Raw genomic sequence first — 15,911 nt, 5'->3', positions numbered from 1 at the left:
GACCGGATCGTCATCCGGTTCGGCGAGGATCCTTCGGCCGCGGTTCGGCGGATGATGACCGGGGTGTGTGCGCCGGCGGCCGAGCCGGCGCGGGCCGTACTGCCGGGGAGGACGTGCTGACCGAGACGCAGCGTCGCGGGCTGGTCGTGGTCGTCGAGGACGAGCCGGCGATCAGCGACCTGGTCCGGATGTACCTGGTCCGGGACGGGTTCGGGGTGAGCTGTCACGGCGACGGCGAGGCCGGCCTGGCCGCGGTACGACGGGAGCGACCGGTCGCCGTGGTGCTCGACATCCGGCTGCCCGGCATCGACGGTACGGAGGTGTGCCGGCGGCTGCGGGCCGCGGACGACTGGACCCCGGTGCTGTTCCTGACCGCCGCGGACGACGAGGTGGACCGGGTGGTCGGGCTGGAGCTGGGCGCGGACGACTACCTGACCAAGCCGTTCAGCCCGCGCGAGCTGGTCGCCCGGCTGCACGCGGTGCTGCGCCGCACCGCCGGCCCGGCGACCCACCGGGTGTACCGGCTGGGTCGGGTCAGCGTCGACACCGAGCGGCGCCGGGTCAGCCTGGACGACGCGCCGGTGCCGTTCACGGCCACCGAGTTCGATCTGCTGGCGCACCTGATGGCGCGCCCCGGGCGGGTCTTCACCCGGGACGAGCTGCTCGCCGCGGTGTGGGGCTACGCCGCGCAGGCCGGCACCCGTACCGTCGACGTGCACGTGGCCCAGGTGCGCGGCAAGCTCGGCGCGGCCAGCCCGATCCGTACGGTCCGGGGCGTCGGCTACGCCGCGGAGAGCCCGTCATGACCCAGCCGCCACCCTCTCCGCCGGACCCGCCGCGCCCGCCGCTTCCGCCGTCGCCGCCGGATCCTCCGGGTCCGCCGGGGGCGCCGGGGCCGCCCTCTCCGCCGGGTCCTCCGGGTCCGCCCGTTCCGCCGGGTGCGTTGCGACCGCCCTCGCCGCCGGGGCCGCCGCCGCCGGCGTCCGGACCGCCTTCGGTGGCCGGATCGGCCGGTGGGCCCGGGCCGGAGGATCGGGCGGTGGGACGGCGCGGGATCGTCGGGCGGTCGATGCTGGTGACCTGCGCGGTCGCGGTGATCTCGGTGCTGGTGACGGCGGCCGTCGCGGTACCGCTGGCGCGCGCGGCCGGCGCCCGGGCCGAGCGGCGTGGGCTCGGCCAGCAGGCCGACGTGGTCGCCGCGCTGGTGGCGAAGCGAACCGAGCGCCCGGTGCGTACCGCGGTGCTGGTGCGCCGGTTGCGGGCGGCCGGGGTGGAACTCGCCGTGGTCACGCACGGCACGGCGGATCGCGACTGGGTGCCGTCCCGGGTGGCGCGCCGGCTCGGCCGCGGCGAGGCGGTGGACACCTCGGCGCGGCGCGGCGGGCGGCGCCTGCTGCTCGCCGGCCGGCCCACCGGCGCCGGCGAGGGCGTCGTACTGGCCCAGCCGGTACCGCGGCTGCTCCCGGGCGCGGCCGTCCTGCCGTTGGCGTTGGCGCTGGTCGCCGGGCTGATCGCGGGTCTGCTCGCCGGGGTGCTGCTGGCCCGGCGGCTGTCCGGCCCGATCCGGCGGGCGGCCGGTGCGGCGCGGCGGATGTCCGCCGGGGACCGGAGCGTACGGCTGCCGGTGGAGGATCCGGCCGAGGTGGCGGAGCTGTCGTCGGCGCTGAACCAGCTGGCCGGCGCGCTGGCGGCGAGCGAGGGGCGGCAGCGCGAGTTCCTGCTGTCGGTGTCGCACGAGCTGCGTACCCCGCTGACCGCGATCCGCGGCTACGGCGAGGCGCTCGCCGACGGCGTGCTGCCGGACGAGGCGGCCGTGCGCTCCGCCGGCGCCACCGTGCTCGCCGAGTCGGCCCGGCTGGACCGGCTGGTGACCGACCTGCTCGCGCTGGCCCGGCTGGCCGCGCAGGACTTCCCGATCGAACTGGTCGACGTCGACCTGGTCGACCTGGTCACCGCCGCGGCCGCCGCCTGGGTCCCGCGGTGCCGGACCAGCGGCCTGGAGCTGCGCACGGAGGTACCGCCGGGTCCGGTCGGCGTGCGCACCGATCCGGGCCGGCTGCGGCAGGTGCTGGACGGCCTGATGGAGAACGCGCTCCGGGTGGTACCGGCTGGCGGACCGGTGGTGCTCGCGCTACGCACCGACGGCCGGTCGGCGGTGCTGGAGGTGCGGGACGGCGGGCCGGGGTTGTCCGACGACGACCTGGCGACCGCCTTCGAGCGAGGCCGGCTCTACCGGAAGTACCGCGGGGTCCGTCGCGTAGGCACCGGGCTGGGGCTGGCGCTCGCGGCCCGGCTGGTGGCCCGGCTCGGCGGCCGGATCGCCGCCGGCCACGCCGCCGAGGGTGGCGCCGCCTTCACCGTGACGCTGCCGATCCTTACCTGATCCGAACATTCGCCTGACGCCAGCCGGGTCGGCGGGCGGCAGGCTGTCGCTGTCGTGTTCGGCTACACGGTGCCGACAGCCCTTCCGGTCGGCACCGGGCGAAGGAGGAACGGTGCGGGACAGGAATCGTACGGGTCGGCGCTGGGCACTCGCCGCGACGGCGGGCGTGGCCGGGTTGGTCGTCCTCACCGGCTGCGGCGCGGCGGCGACCGGCACCGACCCGGACTCGGTCGACCAGCAGGCGATGTCCGCCCTCGGCATCTCGACGACGGACACCTCGGACGTGTCCACGACGGGTGCCAGCGCGTCGGCCTCGCCGGACGGGCAACACCCCCGGCAACGGCACCCGCGGCTGCGCCGGTACCTGCGCAAGCACACCCTGCACGGCAGCGTGACGGTGCAGACCAAGAAGGGCCCACAGACAGTAGCGGTACAGCGGGGCACCGTCGTGTCGGTGACCTCGACCGAACTGACCGTGAAGTCCTCGGACGGCTTCACCGAGACGTGGCGGCTGACCGACGCGACCCGGGTCCGCGCCCACCGGGAGCGCGCCGAGGCGTCCGCGGTGAAGGCGAACGAGCAGGTCGGCGTCGCCGGCCGGGAGCAGGGCAAGACCGACACCGCGCGCCTGGTCGTGGTCGTCGACCGCTGACCCGCCGGCCGCGGCCACCGCGGGCGCCTCCGTACGACCGCATCGAGCCGTGGGCGCCCGCCGCGCGTTGGTGGACGCCCACAGCCCGGCCGGGCTTTTCTTATCCGGCTCCGGAGCCGTCGGTACCGCCCACGCGGCAGGACAATTGGTCGATGAGCCGCTCGACTGGTGCGAAGGCGCGATACCCGGCCAAACCGGATCCGACGATCACCGGTGCCAAGATCGCGCTGATCGGCGCGATCGCGGCGGCCCTGATCGGGGCGGCGAGCACGATCACGGTCGCGCTGGTGCAGCGGCGCGGATCCGAGGCCGCGCCCGGGTCCGTCGGCGCGTCGCCCTCCGACCGTTCCACCGCGTCCCGGACGCCGACCGCCGGGACGACCCGCGCCGGGCCCGCCGAGCCGAGCGCGGCATCGCCGTCGGCGACCGGGACGGCGCCCGACGGCGTGACCTACCGGTGCACCGGCTCGGCGCCCACCGGGATCGACATCTCCTACGGCCCGTCCACCGGCGGATCGCAGGCGACCAGCCTGCCCTTCACCGCGCACGAGCGGCTCACGGCCTCGGCGCGGTACTACTCGATCACCGCGCAGCTGGCCGGCAGCGGCCACGTCAGCTGCACGATCACCCTGACCGACGCCGGCCGTACCGTGTCCGCCAGCGGCACCGCCCGGGGCGGCTACAACAGCGCCCGCCCCCAGATCTGTGCCGGCCTCGACGCGCACCGCTGGAACACCTGTACCTGACCTACTGGGTGGGTGAGAACGGCTCTTATCGGAATGAGATCGGGGCGGTCTTTTCGGCTCGGCGTGGATTGCGGTACACACAGGGCATGGGAGGCGGCGTCCGGCGGGCGGCACTGTGCGCGGTGCCGCTGGCCGCCGTGCTGTTCGCCGCCACCGGCTGCGTGCGTACCTACCTGCCCGAGTCGCCGGTCATCAGCAAGTCGCCGGCGCCGGCGGGCAGCAGCTGCGGCGCCGCACCGACCGGCATGCCCGGCCTCGGCGTCACCCCCGACGGCTCGACCCCCGACGGCTCGGTTCCCGGCGCCTCGACACCTGGCGCCTCGACACCTGGCGCCTCGACACCTGGGGCGGACGGCGGCACGCCCGGGGGCGTCCTGCCGACGGCCGGGGCGCAGCCGGGCGCCGGCGGCGGGGAGACCGACGGACCGGTGCCGCCGACCGCCACCGCCCCGCCGTACCCGACCGGCACCTACCGCCCGCCGGGCGGTACCACGACGACGCCCGGGGCGCCGACCGGCGGTGGCATCGGTACCCCCAACCCCGGCGTGCCCGGCGAGACCGGCTGCCCGAGCGCATCGCCGACACCCAGCCAGCCGGGCACCGGCCTGCCGTCGGACCCCACGGTTCCGCTGCCCACCGGCACCGGGCCGATCGGCGGTGCGCCGGCCCCCGCGGTGACGGCGTGCCCCGCGTACGCGCCGAGCGACCGGACGATCCTCACCCTCGCCGCGCTGAAGGCGACGGACGGGCTGCCCACCGGTACCACGGTGGCGGCCCGCCGGTGCGCCGACGAGTACCTGGTGGCGGACCTGTCGGCGCCGAAGGTGGGCACCATCCGGGTGGTGCTGCAGCACGGCACCGGCGGCTGGCGCGCGGTGGCGGTCGGCTCGTACCCGTGTCACGCGCTGAGCACCGCCCCACCCGCCGCCCGCAACCTCCTCGACTGCGACTGACCGGTCGTCACCGGGTCACGTCTGCGGCCGGTCCGGCGCGGCGTAGGAGTTGCGGTCGGCGACCATGAGCCACTCGTCCCGGGCGATGCCCTCGTGCACCTCGGCGTCGGGGACCAGGCGGACGCGCCGGAAGCCGGCCTTCTGGTAGGCCCGTTGGGCCCGGTAGTTGTGTGACATCGCGGACAGCGCGACGCGCCGGGCGCCGAGGGTGCCGAACAGGTGGTCGAGGGTGAGCCGCAGCATCCGGGTGCCGAGTCCGGCGCCCCACAGCTCGGGTCGGCCGACGAACAGATCCACCCCGTACGGATTGTCCAGAGTGGACAGTCGTAGTACCGCGGCGTCCGAGGCGAAGTCACGCCAGCGGTAGAACTGCAGGTAGCCCACCGGCATCCCGTGGTACTCGGCGATCAGGCAGTGGATCGGCACGGTGCCGGCGAGCCGCGGCGTGTACTTCGCGGTGATGTCGAGCAGCGACATCGGGCGGTCCCGGCCGCCGAACCAGCTCAGTACGCGCGGGTCCGACAGCCAGCCGGCCATCGTGGCGAAGTCGCCCTCGCCCATCGGCCGTACCGCCAGGTCCCCGTCCACCAGCACATCCACCTCACCCATGCTCTCGTACCGGCCCCACACCGCCGGCAGCCACCCGCCCGGCGTGACGACGGCGCCCGGCCCGGTACCGAGGGAAACGAGCGTCCGGCCCGCCCGGCGGTGCCGTACCGGCGAGCCCCGGTAGGTGACGCAGAGTTTCATGGCAGGATGCCGGGCGTGCCGCACGACAGTGCCCCCGCCTCGGGCGACCCGATCCCCCGGATCACCCTGCCCACCACAGCGGCCTCCCCGGCACCGTCCCAGGGCGAGCCCCAGCGCCGGACCGCCGCGTCTGCGACCAGCGCGAGGGCGCTGGTCGCAGACCTGCACGTGCATTCGAAGTACTCGCGGGCGTGCAGCCGGGACTGCGATCTGGAACACCTGGCGTGGTGGGCCCGGCGCAAGGGCGTCGCCGTCGTCGGCACCGGTGACTTCACTCACCCGGCGTGGTACGCGGCGCTGACCGAGCAGCTCGTCGAGGCCGAGCCCGGGCTGTACCGGCTGCGGCCGGAGCTGGAGCGGGCGGTCGACCAGAAGCTCGCGCCGTCCTGCCGGGGCACCACCCGGTTCATGCTGAGCGTGGAGATCTCCACGATCTACAAGCGCGACGGCGCCACCCGCAAGGTGCACCACCTGGTGTACCTGCCGGACCTGGCCGCGGTGGGCCGGTTCAACGCGGCGCTGGGCCGGATCGGCAACCTCGGCTCGGACGGCCGTCCGATCCTCGGCCTGGACTCCCGGGACCTGCTGGAGATCACGCTGGAGGCGTCGCCGGACGGCTACCTGGTGCCGGCGCACGTGTGGACGCCGTGGTTCGCCGCGCTCGGTTCGAAGTCCGGCTTCGACGCGATCGCCGACTGCTACGCCGATCTGGCCGACCACATCTTCGCGATCGAGACCGGGCTGTCGTCGGATCCGCCGATGAACTGGCGGGTGTCCGCGCTGGACCGGTACGCGCTGGTGTCGAACTCGGACGCGCACTCGCCGCCGGCGTTGGGCCGCGAGGCGACGATGTTCGCCACCCCGTACGACTTCTTCGCGATACGCGACGCGCTGCGCACCCGGGACGGGCTCGCCGGCACGGTCGAGTTCTTCCCCGAGGAGGGCAAGTACCACCTCGACGGGCACCGCAAGTGCGCGGTACGGCTGGAGCCGGAGCAGACCCGCAAGCTCGACGGCCGCTGCCCGACCTGCGACAAGCCGCTCACCGTCGGCGTGCTGCACCGGGTGGAGGCGCTCGCCGACCGGCCCGACGGGCACCGGCCGGAGCGGGCGGCGCCGTTCCGCAACCTGGTACCGCTGCCCGAGATCCTCGGCGAGATCCACGGTGTCGGGCCGAAGAGCAAGACCGTGGACGGCAAGGTCGTGGCGCTGGTGGCCGAGCTGGGCTCGGAGCTGTCCATCCTCACCGAGGTACCGATCGACGAGGTGACCCGGGCCGGCGGCGCCGAGCTGGGCGAGGCCGTGGCCCGGCTGCGCCGCGGCGAGGTGTGCCGGGAGGGCGGGTACGACGGGGAGTACGGCACGGTGAAGCTGTTCGAGCCGGGCGAGCTGGCCGACCGGTCCGCGGGCGCGCTGTTCGACCTGGCGCCGGACCCGAACGCGGCGCCGCGCAAACGTCCCGCCGGGAGTACCAGGGCGCGGTCGGTGCCGCGGCAGCGCGCCGTGCCGGCGCAGGACGAGCTGCTCGCCGCGGACGGGACGGCGCCGCCCGAGGCGCTCGCCGGGCTCGACCACGTGGAGCCGGTGATCACCGGGATGGAGCGGCTCGGCACCGGGCTGCTCGACCTGCTCGACCCCGATCAGAAGGCGGCCGCGCAGGTCACCGATGGTCCGGTGCTGATCATCGCCGGCCCCGGCACGGGCAAGACCCGGACGCTGATCCAGCGGCTCGGCCACCTGATCGCCGAGTGCGGGGTGCCCGCCGAGCGGTGCCTGGCCATCACGTTCACCCGGCGCGCGGCGGACGAGATGGGCGAGCGGCTGCGGTTCCTGCTGGCGGCGGCGCAGCCGGAGCAGCGCGACGCGGCCACCGGCGCCGGCGCGACGGTCAGTACGTTCCACGCGCTCGGGCTGTCGATCGTGCGCGAGCACGCGGACCGGTTCGGGCTGACCGCCGGGTTCCGGATCGCGGACGCGGACGAGCAGCTCGACGCGGTCGGTGAGGCGGCGGGGTTGCCGGACGACGAGACCGCCCAGGCTCGGCGGCTGCTGCGCCAGCTCCAGGAGTTCCGCCGTACCGCCGGGCGGCTGCGCGCCGATGCCCCCGGTGAGGCGGCGGCCGGCCGGCCCGATCCGGCGACCGCCGACACCGCGCGCCCCGAGCCCGCCGACGATCTGACCGACCTGGTCAAGGACTACACCGCGGCGCTGCGCGCCCGCGATCTGGTCGACCTGGACGAACTGGTGCGGCTGCCGGTGCAGCTGCTAGGCAAGGAGCCGGCGCTGGTGGCCGCCTACCGGCAGCGGTACACGCACGTGTTCGTCGACGAGTACCAGGACGTCGACGACACCCAGTACGGGCTGCTGCGGCTGCTCTGCCCGCCGGACGGCAACCTGTGTGCGATCGGCGACCCGGACCAGTCGATCTACTCGTTCCGGGGCGCCGAGGTCGGCTACTTCCTGCGGTTCGCGGCGGACTTCCCGACCGCGACGGTGGTCCGGCTGACCCGCAACTACCGGTCCACCGCGCCGATCCTGGCCGCCGCCGTGCAGGCGATCGCGCCGGACACCCTCGTCGCCGGGCGCAGCCTGGCGCCGGCCCGGCGCGGCGCGATCAACGGCGCCCGGATCACCCGGTACTCGGCGTCGTCGCCGGCGGACGAGGCCGACTTCGTCGCCCGTACCATCGACGCACTGGTCGGTGGCTCGTCGTTCCACGCGCTGGACTCCGGGCGGGTCGACTCGCGCGAGCACGGCCCGCTGGGCGGGGTGTCGTTCGCCGACATCGCCGTGCTGTACCGCACCGACGCGCAGGCCGGGCCGATCATCGACGCACTGTCCCGCTCCGGGGTGCCGGTACAGAAGCGCTCGCACGACCGGCTGCTGGATCGCCCCGGGGTGGCCGCCATCGTCGACGAGCTGCGGTACGCGACGGGCATCGACGGCGCGATCGCGGCCCGGGTCCGGCTCACCGCGCAGGTACTGGTCGGTCGCGGTGACCTGCCCGACCCGCAGCTGACCGACGCCGACATCCACACGGCGGTCGAGCTGCTGATGCCGCTCGCCGCCCGCTGCGGCGCCGACCTGGAGACGTTCCTGGCCGAGCTGGCGACCGGCGCCGAGGTCGACACCTGGGACCCGCGCGCCGACCGGGTCACGCTGCTGACCCTGCACGCCAGCAAGGGGCTGGAGTTCCCGGTGGTGTTCCTGGTCGGCTGCGAGGACGGGCTGCTGCCGCACCGGCTGCCCGGCCGGCCGCCGACCGACGAGCAGCTCGCCGAGGAGCGCCGGCTGCTGTTCGTCGGGATCACCCGGGCGAAGGACCGGCTGTACCTCTCGCACGCGGCCCGGCGGCAGCGTCGCGGCGACACCGAACCGCGTCCGGTGGCCGCCTCACCGTTCCTCGCCGCGATCGACCACCGGCTGTACGACCGGCTCGGCGACGACCCCGAGCCGGCAAAGCCGCAGGCGCGTCAACTCCGGCTCATCTGAGCCGGTTGGGGGCTCCGCTCGGGCCGGGCTCTCCGACCAGCTTCGCGGCGGCGGGCCCCGGCCGGCCGGGCGGACGGGCCGAGCCGCGCCGACCATGAGATCGCCAACAGCCTCCGGCCGGGCGGTGCGGGCCGGTTACCGTGACGTGGACAACGGTCGCATGCCTCGCGCTGGTGTGGCGACCGACGCGGGGTGCGGCGGGGCGCCTCGGGCCGGCGACCGTGGCGAGGAGGAACGATGTCGAACTACGGACCGCCCGGCGGCTACCCGGGAGCGCCGCAGGACCCGTGGCAGCAGGGTGGCGACCAGCCCGGCGGTTCCTCGCCGTACGGGCCGCCCGATCCGGCTGCGAACCCGCCCGGGCAGCCGCCGTACGGGCAGCCGTCCGGCCCCGGCTACGGCGGGCAGCCGTCCGGCCCGAGCTATGGCGGGCAGCCGTCCGGCCCGGGCTATGGCGGGCAGTCCGGCGGCCCCGGCTACGGCGGGCAGCCGGGCGGGCCACCCGGGTACGGGCAGGATCCGTCCAGCGGCGCCGGCTACGGCCAGCCCAGCGGGCCCGGATACGGGCAACCAGGCCCGTACGGTCAGGATCCGTACGGGCAGACGTCGCCGATGCCGCCCGGCCCCGGCGGTCCGGGCATGCCGCCCGGTGGCGGACCCCCGCCGTACGGCGGGGGCGGCGGCTGGGGCCCCGGCGGGTTCAACCAGCCGCCGAAGAAGAGCAAGGGACCGATGATCGCGATCATCGTCGTGGTCGCGGTGGTGCTCCTCGCGGTGGTCGGCGTCGGCGCCTGGGCGATCGCCGGGCGCGGTGGCAGCCCCGACCCGAAACCGACCCCGACCGCGGAGCGCAGCAGTGCGAGCCCGTCGCCGAGTTCGGAGAGCCCCAGCCCGTCCGAGTCACCGACGCCGTCGGCGACGCTGCCGGGCGGCGACGCGTACTCGGTCCAGGAGGGCCAGTGCGTCAAGAACGAGGGCACCGACTCGAAGCCGAACCTGAAGATCGTCGACTGCGCCAAGGGCACGTACAAGGTCCTGAAGAGGTTCCGCGGCACCCACGACACCGACAAGTGCAACGACGTGGCCGGCTCGGACAGCAGCTACTACCAGAAGTTCGGCAGCGACCTGTCCAGCCTGGACTTCGTGCTCTGCCTGCAGAAGCAGGACTGAACCTGCGACCACACGCTGAATAGCAGCACCATCACCGTCCGTCGAGCATCGTTCCCGACGGGCGGTGTGGTGTGCGTACCGGCACCGGGAGACCTGACAGCGCCGGTTACCGTTGCTGTCCAGTTCGCGCGGAGGCGGATGTTGTCGAGGAGGATCGATGTCGCACTACGGGCCGCCAGGTGGTGACCGACCGTACGGGCAGCCGGACGGGTCCTGGCCCGGGCCACCCCCCGGCCCGCCGGAGCAGTCCCCGTTCGGTGGGCAGCCCGGTGGCGGTTTCGGCGGTCCCCCGCCGGCCGGTCCGCCCGGGCCGATGCCGGACGAGGCGAACCCGTTCGGCGGCCCGCCGCCGACCCCACCGCAGGGCGGGTTCGGCGCCCCGCCGCCGGACCCCGGTTTCGGCGGCGCTCCGGCAGGCCCCGGCTTCGGAGCTCCGCCGCCGGAGGGCGGCTTCGGCGGCTTCGAGCCGAACCCGGCCGGTGGCCCGCCGCCGTGGGACGGTGGTGGCGTGCCGATGTCGGCGCCGCCGCAGCCGCCCAAGAAGGGCAAGGGCCCGCTGGTCCTGGTCATCGTGCTGATCGTGGTGGTGCTGCTGGGCGGCGGCGGAGCCGGCTGGTACTTCTTCCTCGGCCCGGGCAAGTCGCACTCCACCACCGACGCGAAGGGCGACAAGGGCAAGGGCTCGGCGAGCCCGTCCACCAGCCCGAGCGGCGAGGTGAAGGCGGCCGGCGTGCAGAAGGGCGACTGCGTGGTGCCGCCCAAGACCGGCAACAGCGTCACCCCGGCGAAGTGCTCGGCCAAGGGCGCGTTGAAGGTCATCGACCGGATCAACGGCACCACCAACGACGCCAAGTGCCCGAAGCCGCAGACGAACTACACGTACAAGTTCACGTCCTACTCGGACAGCAAGAAGTCGTTCGTGCTGTGCCTCGCCACCCAGAAGTGACCGCCCCGTAATCGGATGGTGCTCCCCCGGCGGGCGGCTTAGCCTTGCGCTCCATGGGGGAGCCCGGGTCGACCCGCGGTCCCGGGTCGCTCCACGGCCTCGGGCCGCTGCGCAGCACCGGGTTCCGGCGTTACCTGGGCGCCCGGCTGGTGTCGGTGCTCGGCAGCGGGTTCGCCACCATCGCGGTCGCCTTCGCGGTACTCGACCTGACCGGCTCGTCCGCCGACCTCGGCCTGGTGCTCGCCGCCCGCAGCCTCCCGCTGGTGGTGTTCCTGCTGCTGGGCGGCGTGTTCGCGGACCGGCTGCCGCGCCATCTGGTGATGGTCGCGGCCAACCTTGTCTCGTTCGCCACTCAGGCGGTCGCCGCCGTACTGGTGCTCACCGGCGCGGCGCAGATCTGGCAGCTCGCGGTGATCGAGGCGGTCAACGGTACGGCCGTCGCGTTCATCATGCCGGCGATGACCGGGGTGCTGCCCCAGCTGGTACCGCGGGAGCAGTTGCAGCAGGCGAGCGCGCTCGGCGGGTTCGCGCAGAACGGCGGCAGCGTCGCCGGTGCGGCGCTCGGCGGTGTCGCGGTGGCCGCGTTCGGCTCCGGCTGGGGTCTCGCCGTCGACGCCGCCTCGTTCGCGGTCAGTGCGCTGCTGCTGATCGGGCTCCGGTTGCCGGCGGCGGACCGGGCCGAGGTCACCTCGGTACTGCGCGACCTGCGGGACGGCTGGCGCGAGTTCGCCTCCCGGACCTGGCTGTGGGTGGTGGTGCTGGCGTTCGGCGTCATCAACGCGATCGAGGCGGGCGCCTGGACGACGCTCGGCCCGGTGATCGCGGACGAGTCGTTCGGCCGGCGGGTGTGGGGGCTCGCGGTCTCCGCACAGTCGGCCGGGCTGCTGGTGGCGATGCTGGTGATGCTGCGGTACCGGCCGCGCCGGCCGCTGCTGGTCGGCATGGTCGGGGTGTTCGGGCTGGTACCGGCGATGGCGGCGCTGGGAGTCTGGCCGCACGGCTGGCCGTTGCTGCTGGTGTTGGCGCTGGCCGGCGGGTTCGGTATCGGGCTGTTCGAGGTCGCCTGGGAGACCTCGCTCGTCACCCACGTGCCGCTGACCGCGCTGTCTCGGGTCTCCTCGTACGACGCGCTGGGCTCGTTCGTCGCGCTGCCGGTGGGCCAGGTGGCGGCCGGCTGGCTCGCTGCCGCGTTCCCGGCCCGGGCGGTGACCGGGCTCGGTGCGGTGGTGGTCGCCGTGACGGTGGCGGCCGGGTTGCTGAGCCGGTCGGTACGGAACCTGCCGGCGGCGTCGTCCGCCGTGCTGGACGACGACCGGGCCGCATGACCCGGTGCCAGGCACGCCGGCCGGGCCGCATGACCGGGTATCGGGCCCGCCGGCCGGGCCCGATACCCGGTGCCGGGGCCGCTGGCGGCCGGGCCGGGTGCGACGCTGGAACGGTGAACGACGTGCGTTACCCGGTGCCGGACACGCTCGGCTACCTGACCGGCCGGTGGCGGCTGGATCGCCGGCTCACCGACGCTCGCGCCGGTCAGACCGGCACGTTCACCGGGGTCGGCGAGTTCGTGCCGGTGCCCGGCGGGCTCGACTACGCCGAACGCGGCGAGCTGACGTTCGGCCCGCACCGGGGGCCGGCGTGGCGGCGGCTGCGGTACCGCAGTGACGGCGAGCTGGTTCGGGTCGAGTTCGACGACGGCCGGTTCTTCCACGACCTCGATCTGCGGGGCGGCGGTTGGTCGGTGACGCACCCGTGCCGGGCGGACGGCTACGCCGGTGAGTTCCGGGTGACCTCGGCCGACACGTTCGTCCAGGACTGGACGGTCACCGGACCGGCGAAGGACCTGCACCTGCTGACGACGTTCGACCGGGCCTGATCGGCCCCGCATCGAGGGTTCTTTGCAAAGCTGGTAGCTTTGCAAAGCATGGCGGAGGAGGAGCAGGCCCGGCGCGTCGACGGCGCGGCACTCCGCCATCCGATCCGGGCCCAGCTGCTCGACCTGGTGCGCGAGCTCGGCACCGTGACCTCGACCGAGGCGGCCCGCCGGCTCGGTCACAGCAGCGGTCTCTGCTCGTTCCACCTGCGTCAACTCGCCCGGTACGGCTACCTCGAAGCGGCGCCCGCCCGCGGCCGGGTGCGGCCGTGGCGGCTGCGCGGCGCGGAGCCGGCCCCCGAGCCGAGCGCGGTGACCGGGCTCGGCGAGCTGTCCCGGGAGCTGGAAGACGAGGGGTACCGGCGCTGGCTCGCGCAGCGCGCCGACGCGCCGCCGGAGTGGCGGGTCGACGCCGCCGACAGCGCGGTCCTCTACCTGACCCCGGCCGAGTTGCAGGCCCTGGCCGGGGAGATCCGTACGGTGCTGCACCGGTACACCGGGCGGGAACACGACCCGGCCGCCCGCCCCGCCGGCGCCGGGCCGGTCGGCTCCGTCCTGCGGCTGTTCCCGCTGCTACCCGAGACCCCACTGCCGCCCGAGACGAAGGACCAGCATTCATGAGCGTTCAGGAGTTGCGCCACTTCGGCGATCCGGTGCTGAAGACGATCTGCGACCCGGTCACCGACTTCGGCCCGCGTACCGCGGAGCTCGTCACCGACCTGCTGGAGACGGTGGAGCTGCCCGGCCGGGCCGGCCTCGCCGCGAACCAGATCGGGGTGAGCCTGCGCGCGTTCAGCTACAACGTGGACGACCAGTTCGGGTACGTGCTGAACCCGGAGATCGTGGAGCTGTCCGAGGAGCGGCAGGAGATCGACGAGGGCTGCCTGTCGGTACCGGATCTGTGGTTCCCGACGGTGCGCGCGGTGCGGGCGGTGTGCCGCGGCGTCGACCTGCGCAACGAGCCGGTGGTGGTCAGCGGTACCGGCGTGCTCGCCCAGTGCCTGCAGCACGAGACGGACCACCTGGACGGCCTGCTCTATCTGGACCGGTTGGACGCGACCGAGCGCCGCAAGGCGATGCGCGCGGTCCGCGAGTCGTCCTGGTTCCTGCCGGCCAGCCGTCGGGAACCGGCCGGCGCCCCCTGGCGCCTCGGCTGACCGCAGCGCCGCAGCTGGCTGGCGCATCGCAACGGCTGCGCGCCCGTCGCCGGCCCGACCGTACGGCGTGCCTGGCGGGCGCGGCCCGACAGGCATCGAGCCGCTCGGCCTCGACGGCCGGGCGGCTCGGTGTCGGGTCGGGTCACCGACCCGGCAGTTCGGGGTATCCCGGGCCGTCGAGGAACTTCTTCCTGGTCTTCTGCAGCGACTTGGCAGCGGCGTACCCGCTGCCGGCGCCGATCAGCAGGCCGACGATGTCGGCGAACGCGCCGCCGCCGGTGAAGGCGAGGGCGATCAGCGCGCCGAGGGTGGCGAGCACGGCGATCGGCACGCGTCCCCGGACGAACCGGCTCACCGGTTCACCGCCGGCCCGCTTCTTCGCGGCAGAACCGAGCAACAGCAGGTAACCGTCGTGGCCGAGCGCGACGAGCAGTCCGACAACGGCAACGACCGTGGCGATGAGGTCGATGATGGTACCCATGACTCCAGTGTGCGTGCTCGAGGCGGCTTCGCCATGGTGCTGGCACCCTGAATCGACCCCGAGTTTGTCGGGGGTCCGGCGCGGCGGGCCGGCGGCGGCCGTCGGGGGGCGGCGGGATGCCTGATTCACGGCCGTACGTGATTCTCAGCGCGGCGATGTCGGTCGACGGCTTCCTGGACGACACCAGCGACGACCGGCTCATCCTGTCCGGTCCGGCCGATCTGGACCGGGTCGACGCGGTACGGGCGGAATGCGACGCGATCCTGGTCGGCGCGGGTACCGTCCGGGCCGACGACCCGCGCCTGGTCGTCGGCGCGGTACGGGCCGAGCACCGCACCGCCGAGGGGCGCCCCGCGCAGCCGGTCAAGGTGACCCTGACCGGCTCCGGCGACCTGCCGCCGGAGTCGCGGTTCTTCACGTTCGGCCCCGCCTCGAAGCTGGTGTACGCGCCGAGCGGGGCGGCCGCCGCGCTCGCCGACCGGCTGCACGGCTCCACCACCGTGATCGACACCGGCGCCTCGGTCGAACTCCCTGCCCTGCTCGCCGACCTGGCCGACCGCGGCATCGGCCGGCTGCTGGTGGAGGGCGGTGGCGAGGTGCACACGGCGTTCCTGACCGCCGGGCTGGCGGACGAGTTGCAGCTGGTGGTGGCGCCGCTGTTCGTCGGCGCCGAGTCGGCGCCACGGTTCGCCGGCCCCGGCCGGTACCGGTGGGACGCCGAACACCGGATGCGGCTCGCGGAGGTGCGCCAGCTCGACGACGTGGTGCTGCTGCGCTACCTGCTGGGAGACGACGGTGACTGATCGGGACTGGCTGGCCGCGGCGATCGAGGAGTCGCGGCGCTGCCCGCCGTCGGCGACCGCGTTCTCGGTGGGCGCGATCGTGGTCGGGCCGGACGGCGCGGAGCTGGCCCGCGGGTACTCGCGGGAGGGCGACGAGAAGGTGCACGCCGAGGAGTCGGCGCTGGCGAAGCTCGCCGACGCCGACCCGGCGGCCGCGGTGCAGCTGTCCGGTGGCCAGCGGGTCGGCCGGGTGCCACCGGGGAGCACCGTCTTCAGCTCGCTGGAGCCGTGTTCGCAGCGGGCGTCCCGGCCGCACACCTGCGCCGAGCTGATCAGTACCGCCGCGGTGGCGCGGGTGGTGTTCGCCTGGCGGGAGCCGGCGATCTTCGTCGCCGGCGACGGTGCCCGGGTGCTGGCCGACGCCGGCGTGACGGTGCTCCAGCTGCCGGAGCTCGCGGCCGAGGTGGCCGACATCAACGTGCACCTGCTGACCCACGGTTGACAAGTGAAGCTAATAGCATTAGCTTAT

General features: G+C 74.7%; 16 protein-coding genes. 14 read left to right on the top strand and 2 right to left on the bottom strand.

The annotated features are described in order from the left end of the window. Window positions 1-113 precede the first annotated feature (113 nt). From Asera_RS05200 to Asera_RS05180, 5 genes are all read left to right on the top strand, one after another. The gene (locus Asera_RS05200; protein ID WP_030445189.1) at window positions 114-806 is read left to right on the top strand and encodes a response regulator transcription factor; all 693 of its coding nucleotides are present in this window, start codon (window positions 114-116) and stop codon (window positions 804-806) included. Window positions 807-1,069: 263 nt separating this feature from the next. Then, window positions 1,070-2,383, top strand: coding sequence for a HAMP domain-containing sensor histidine kinase (locus tag Asera_RS05195; protein ID WP_157034730.1), 1,314 nt, complete (start codon window positions 1,070-1,072; stop codon window positions 2,381-2,383). 112 nt (window positions 2,384-2,495) lie between these two features. Beyond that, on the top strand, window positions 2,496-3,035 hold the full coding sequence (locus tag Asera_RS05190; RefSeq protein ID WP_030445187.1) for a hypothetical protein: 540 nt from the start codon (window positions 2,496-2,498) through the stop codon (window positions 3,033-3,035). A 152-nt stretch (window positions 3,036-3,187) separates the two neighbouring features. Further along, the gene (locus Asera_RS05185) at window positions 3,188-3,781 is read left to right on the top strand and encodes a hypothetical protein (RefSeq protein ID WP_030445186.1); all 594 of its coding nucleotides are present in this window, start codon (window positions 3,188-3,190) and stop codon (window positions 3,779-3,781) included. 86 nt (window positions 3,782-3,867) lie between these two features. Then, entirely contained in the window at window positions 3,868-4,734 is an 867-nt protein-coding gene (locus Asera_RS05180; RefSeq protein ID WP_030445185.1) for a hypothetical protein, read from the top strand. Between the two features lie 15 nt (window positions 4,735-4,749). Here the strand turns inward: Asera_RS05180 and Asera_RS05175 are convergent, their stop codons facing one another. Then, window positions 4,750-5,484 carry a GNAT family N-acetyltransferase gene (locus Asera_RS05175; protein ID WP_030445184.1) on the bottom strand — a complete coding sequence of 245 codons (735 nt, stop codon included), beginning with the start codon at window positions 5,482-5,484 and terminating at the stop codon, window positions 4,750-4,752. A 150-nt stretch (window positions 5,485-5,634) separates the two neighbouring features. Here Asera_RS05175 and Asera_RS05170 point away from each other — a divergent pair, with 150 nt between their 5' ends. From Asera_RS05170 to def, 7 genes are all read left to right on the top strand, one after another. Beyond that, window positions 5,635-8,976 carry a UvrD-helicase domain-containing protein gene (locus Asera_RS05170; RefSeq protein WP_030445183.1) on the top strand — a complete coding sequence of 1,114 codons (3,342 nt, stop codon included), beginning with the start codon at window positions 5,635-5,637 and terminating at the stop codon, window positions 8,974-8,976. 237 nt (window positions 8,977-9,213) lie between these two features. Beyond that, entirely contained in the window at window positions 9,214-10,146 is a 933-nt protein-coding gene (locus Asera_RS33520) for an LppU/SCO3897 family protein (protein ID WP_051801956.1), read from the top strand. A gap of 157 nt (window positions 10,147-10,303) precedes the next feature. Then, a complete protein-coding gene (locus Asera_RS05160) occupies window positions 10,304-11,092 on the top strand; it encodes an LppU/SCO3897 family protein (RefSeq protein ID WP_157034697.1) in 789 nt (262 codons plus the stop codon). Between the two features lie 53 nt (window positions 11,093-11,145). After that, window positions 11,146-12,417, top strand: coding sequence for an MFS transporter (locus tag Asera_RS05155; protein ID WP_084131049.1), 1,272 nt, complete (start codon window positions 11,146-11,148; stop codon window positions 12,415-12,417). Between the two features lie 113 nt (window positions 12,418-12,530). Further along, the gene (locus tag Asera_RS05150) at window positions 12,531-12,965 is read left to right on the top strand and encodes a DUF6314 family protein (protein WP_051801955.1); all 435 of its coding nucleotides are present in this window, start codon (window positions 12,531-12,533) and stop codon (window positions 12,963-12,965) included. 48 nt (window positions 12,966-13,013) lie between these two features. Beyond that, window positions 13,014-13,583 carry a winged helix-turn-helix domain-containing protein gene (locus Asera_RS05145; RefSeq protein ID WP_030445178.1) on the top strand — a complete coding sequence of 190 codons (570 nt, stop codon included), beginning with the start codon at window positions 13,014-13,016 and terminating at the stop codon, window positions 13,581-13,583. Beyond that, window positions 13,580-14,119, top strand: coding sequence for a peptide deformylase (gene def / locus Asera_RS05140; protein ID WP_030445177.1), 540 nt, complete (start codon window positions 13,580-13,582; stop codon window positions 14,117-14,119). Before Asera_RS05145 ends, def begins: the two co-directional genes overlap by 4 nt. A 142-nt stretch (window positions 14,120-14,261) precedes the next feature. On the opposite strand, the gene Asera_RS05135 is transcribed toward def, so the two are convergent. Further along, a complete protein-coding gene (locus Asera_RS05135) occupies window positions 14,262-14,600 on the bottom strand; it encodes a hypothetical protein (RefSeq protein ID WP_211255513.1) in 339 nt (112 codons plus the stop codon). Window positions 14,601-14,716: 116 nt separating this feature from the next. On the opposite strand from Asera_RS05135, the gene Asera_RS05130 reads away from it, so the two are divergent. Further along, window positions 14,717-15,403 carry a RibD family protein gene (locus Asera_RS05130; protein WP_030445175.1) on the top strand — a complete coding sequence of 229 codons (687 nt, stop codon included), beginning with the start codon at window positions 14,717-14,719 and terminating at the stop codon, window positions 15,401-15,403. Beyond that, window positions 15,396-15,884, top strand: a complete 489-nt coding sequence (locus tag Asera_RS05125; protein WP_030445174.1) for a cytidine/deoxycytidylate deaminase family protein — start codon at window positions 15,396-15,398, stop codon at window positions 15,882-15,884. Before Asera_RS05130 ends, Asera_RS05125 begins: the two co-directional genes overlap by 8 nt. Window positions 15,885-15,911: the final 27 nt, after the last annotated feature.

This window comes from Actinocatenispora sera (assembly GCF_018324685.1).
GTDB classification, from domain to species: Bacteria; Actinomycetota; Actinomycetes; order Mycobacteriales; family Micromonosporaceae; genus Actinocatenispora; species Actinocatenispora sera.
The sequence above is the reverse complement of the archived record's forward strand: the minus strand, read 5'-3'. Positions and strand labels throughout refer to the sequence as shown.

Coding starts and splice junctions, on each gene's coding strand:
- Asera_RS05195 (WP_157034730.1), top strand. CDS start 1,070: ATGCTGGTGACCTGCGCGGTCGCGGTGATCTCGGTGCTGGTGACGGCG.
- Asera_RS05160 (WP_157034697.1), top strand. CDS start 10,304: ATGTCGCACTACGGGCCGCCAGGTGGTGACCGACCGTACGGGCAGCCG.
- Asera_RS05180 (WP_030445185.1), top strand. CDS start 3,868: ATGGGAGGCGGCGTCCGGCGGGCGGCACTGTGCGCGGTGCCGCTGGCC.
- def (WP_030445177.1), top strand. CDS start 13,580: ATGAGCGTTCAGGAGTTGCGCCACTTCGGCGATCCGGTGCTGAAGACG.
- Asera_RS05145 (WP_030445178.1), top strand. CDS start 13,014: ATGGCGGAGGAGGAGCAGGCCCGGCGCGTCGACGGCGCGGCACTCCGC.
- Asera_RS05155 (WP_084131049.1), top strand. CDS start 11,146: ATGGGGGAGCCCGGGTCGACCCGCGGTCCCGGGTCGCTCCACGGCCTC.
- Asera_RS05185 (WP_030445186.1), top strand. CDS start 3,188: ATGAGCCGCTCGACTGGTGCGAAGGCGCGATACCCGGCCAAACCGGAT.
- Asera_RS33520 (WP_051801956.1), top strand. CDS start 9,214: ATGTCGAACTACGGACCGCCCGGCGGCTACCCGGGAGCGCCGCAGGAC.
- Asera_RS05175 (WP_030445184.1), bottom strand. CDS start 5,484: ATGAAACTCTGCGTCACCTACCGGGGCTCGCCGGTACGGCACCGCCGG.
- Asera_RS05130 (WP_030445175.1), top strand. CDS start 14,717: ATGCCTGATTCACGGCCGTACGTGATTCTCAGCGCGGCGATGTCGGTC.
- Asera_RS05135 (WP_211255513.1), bottom strand. CDS start 14,600: ATGGGTACCATCATCGACCTCATCGCCACGGTCGTTGCCGTTGTCGGA.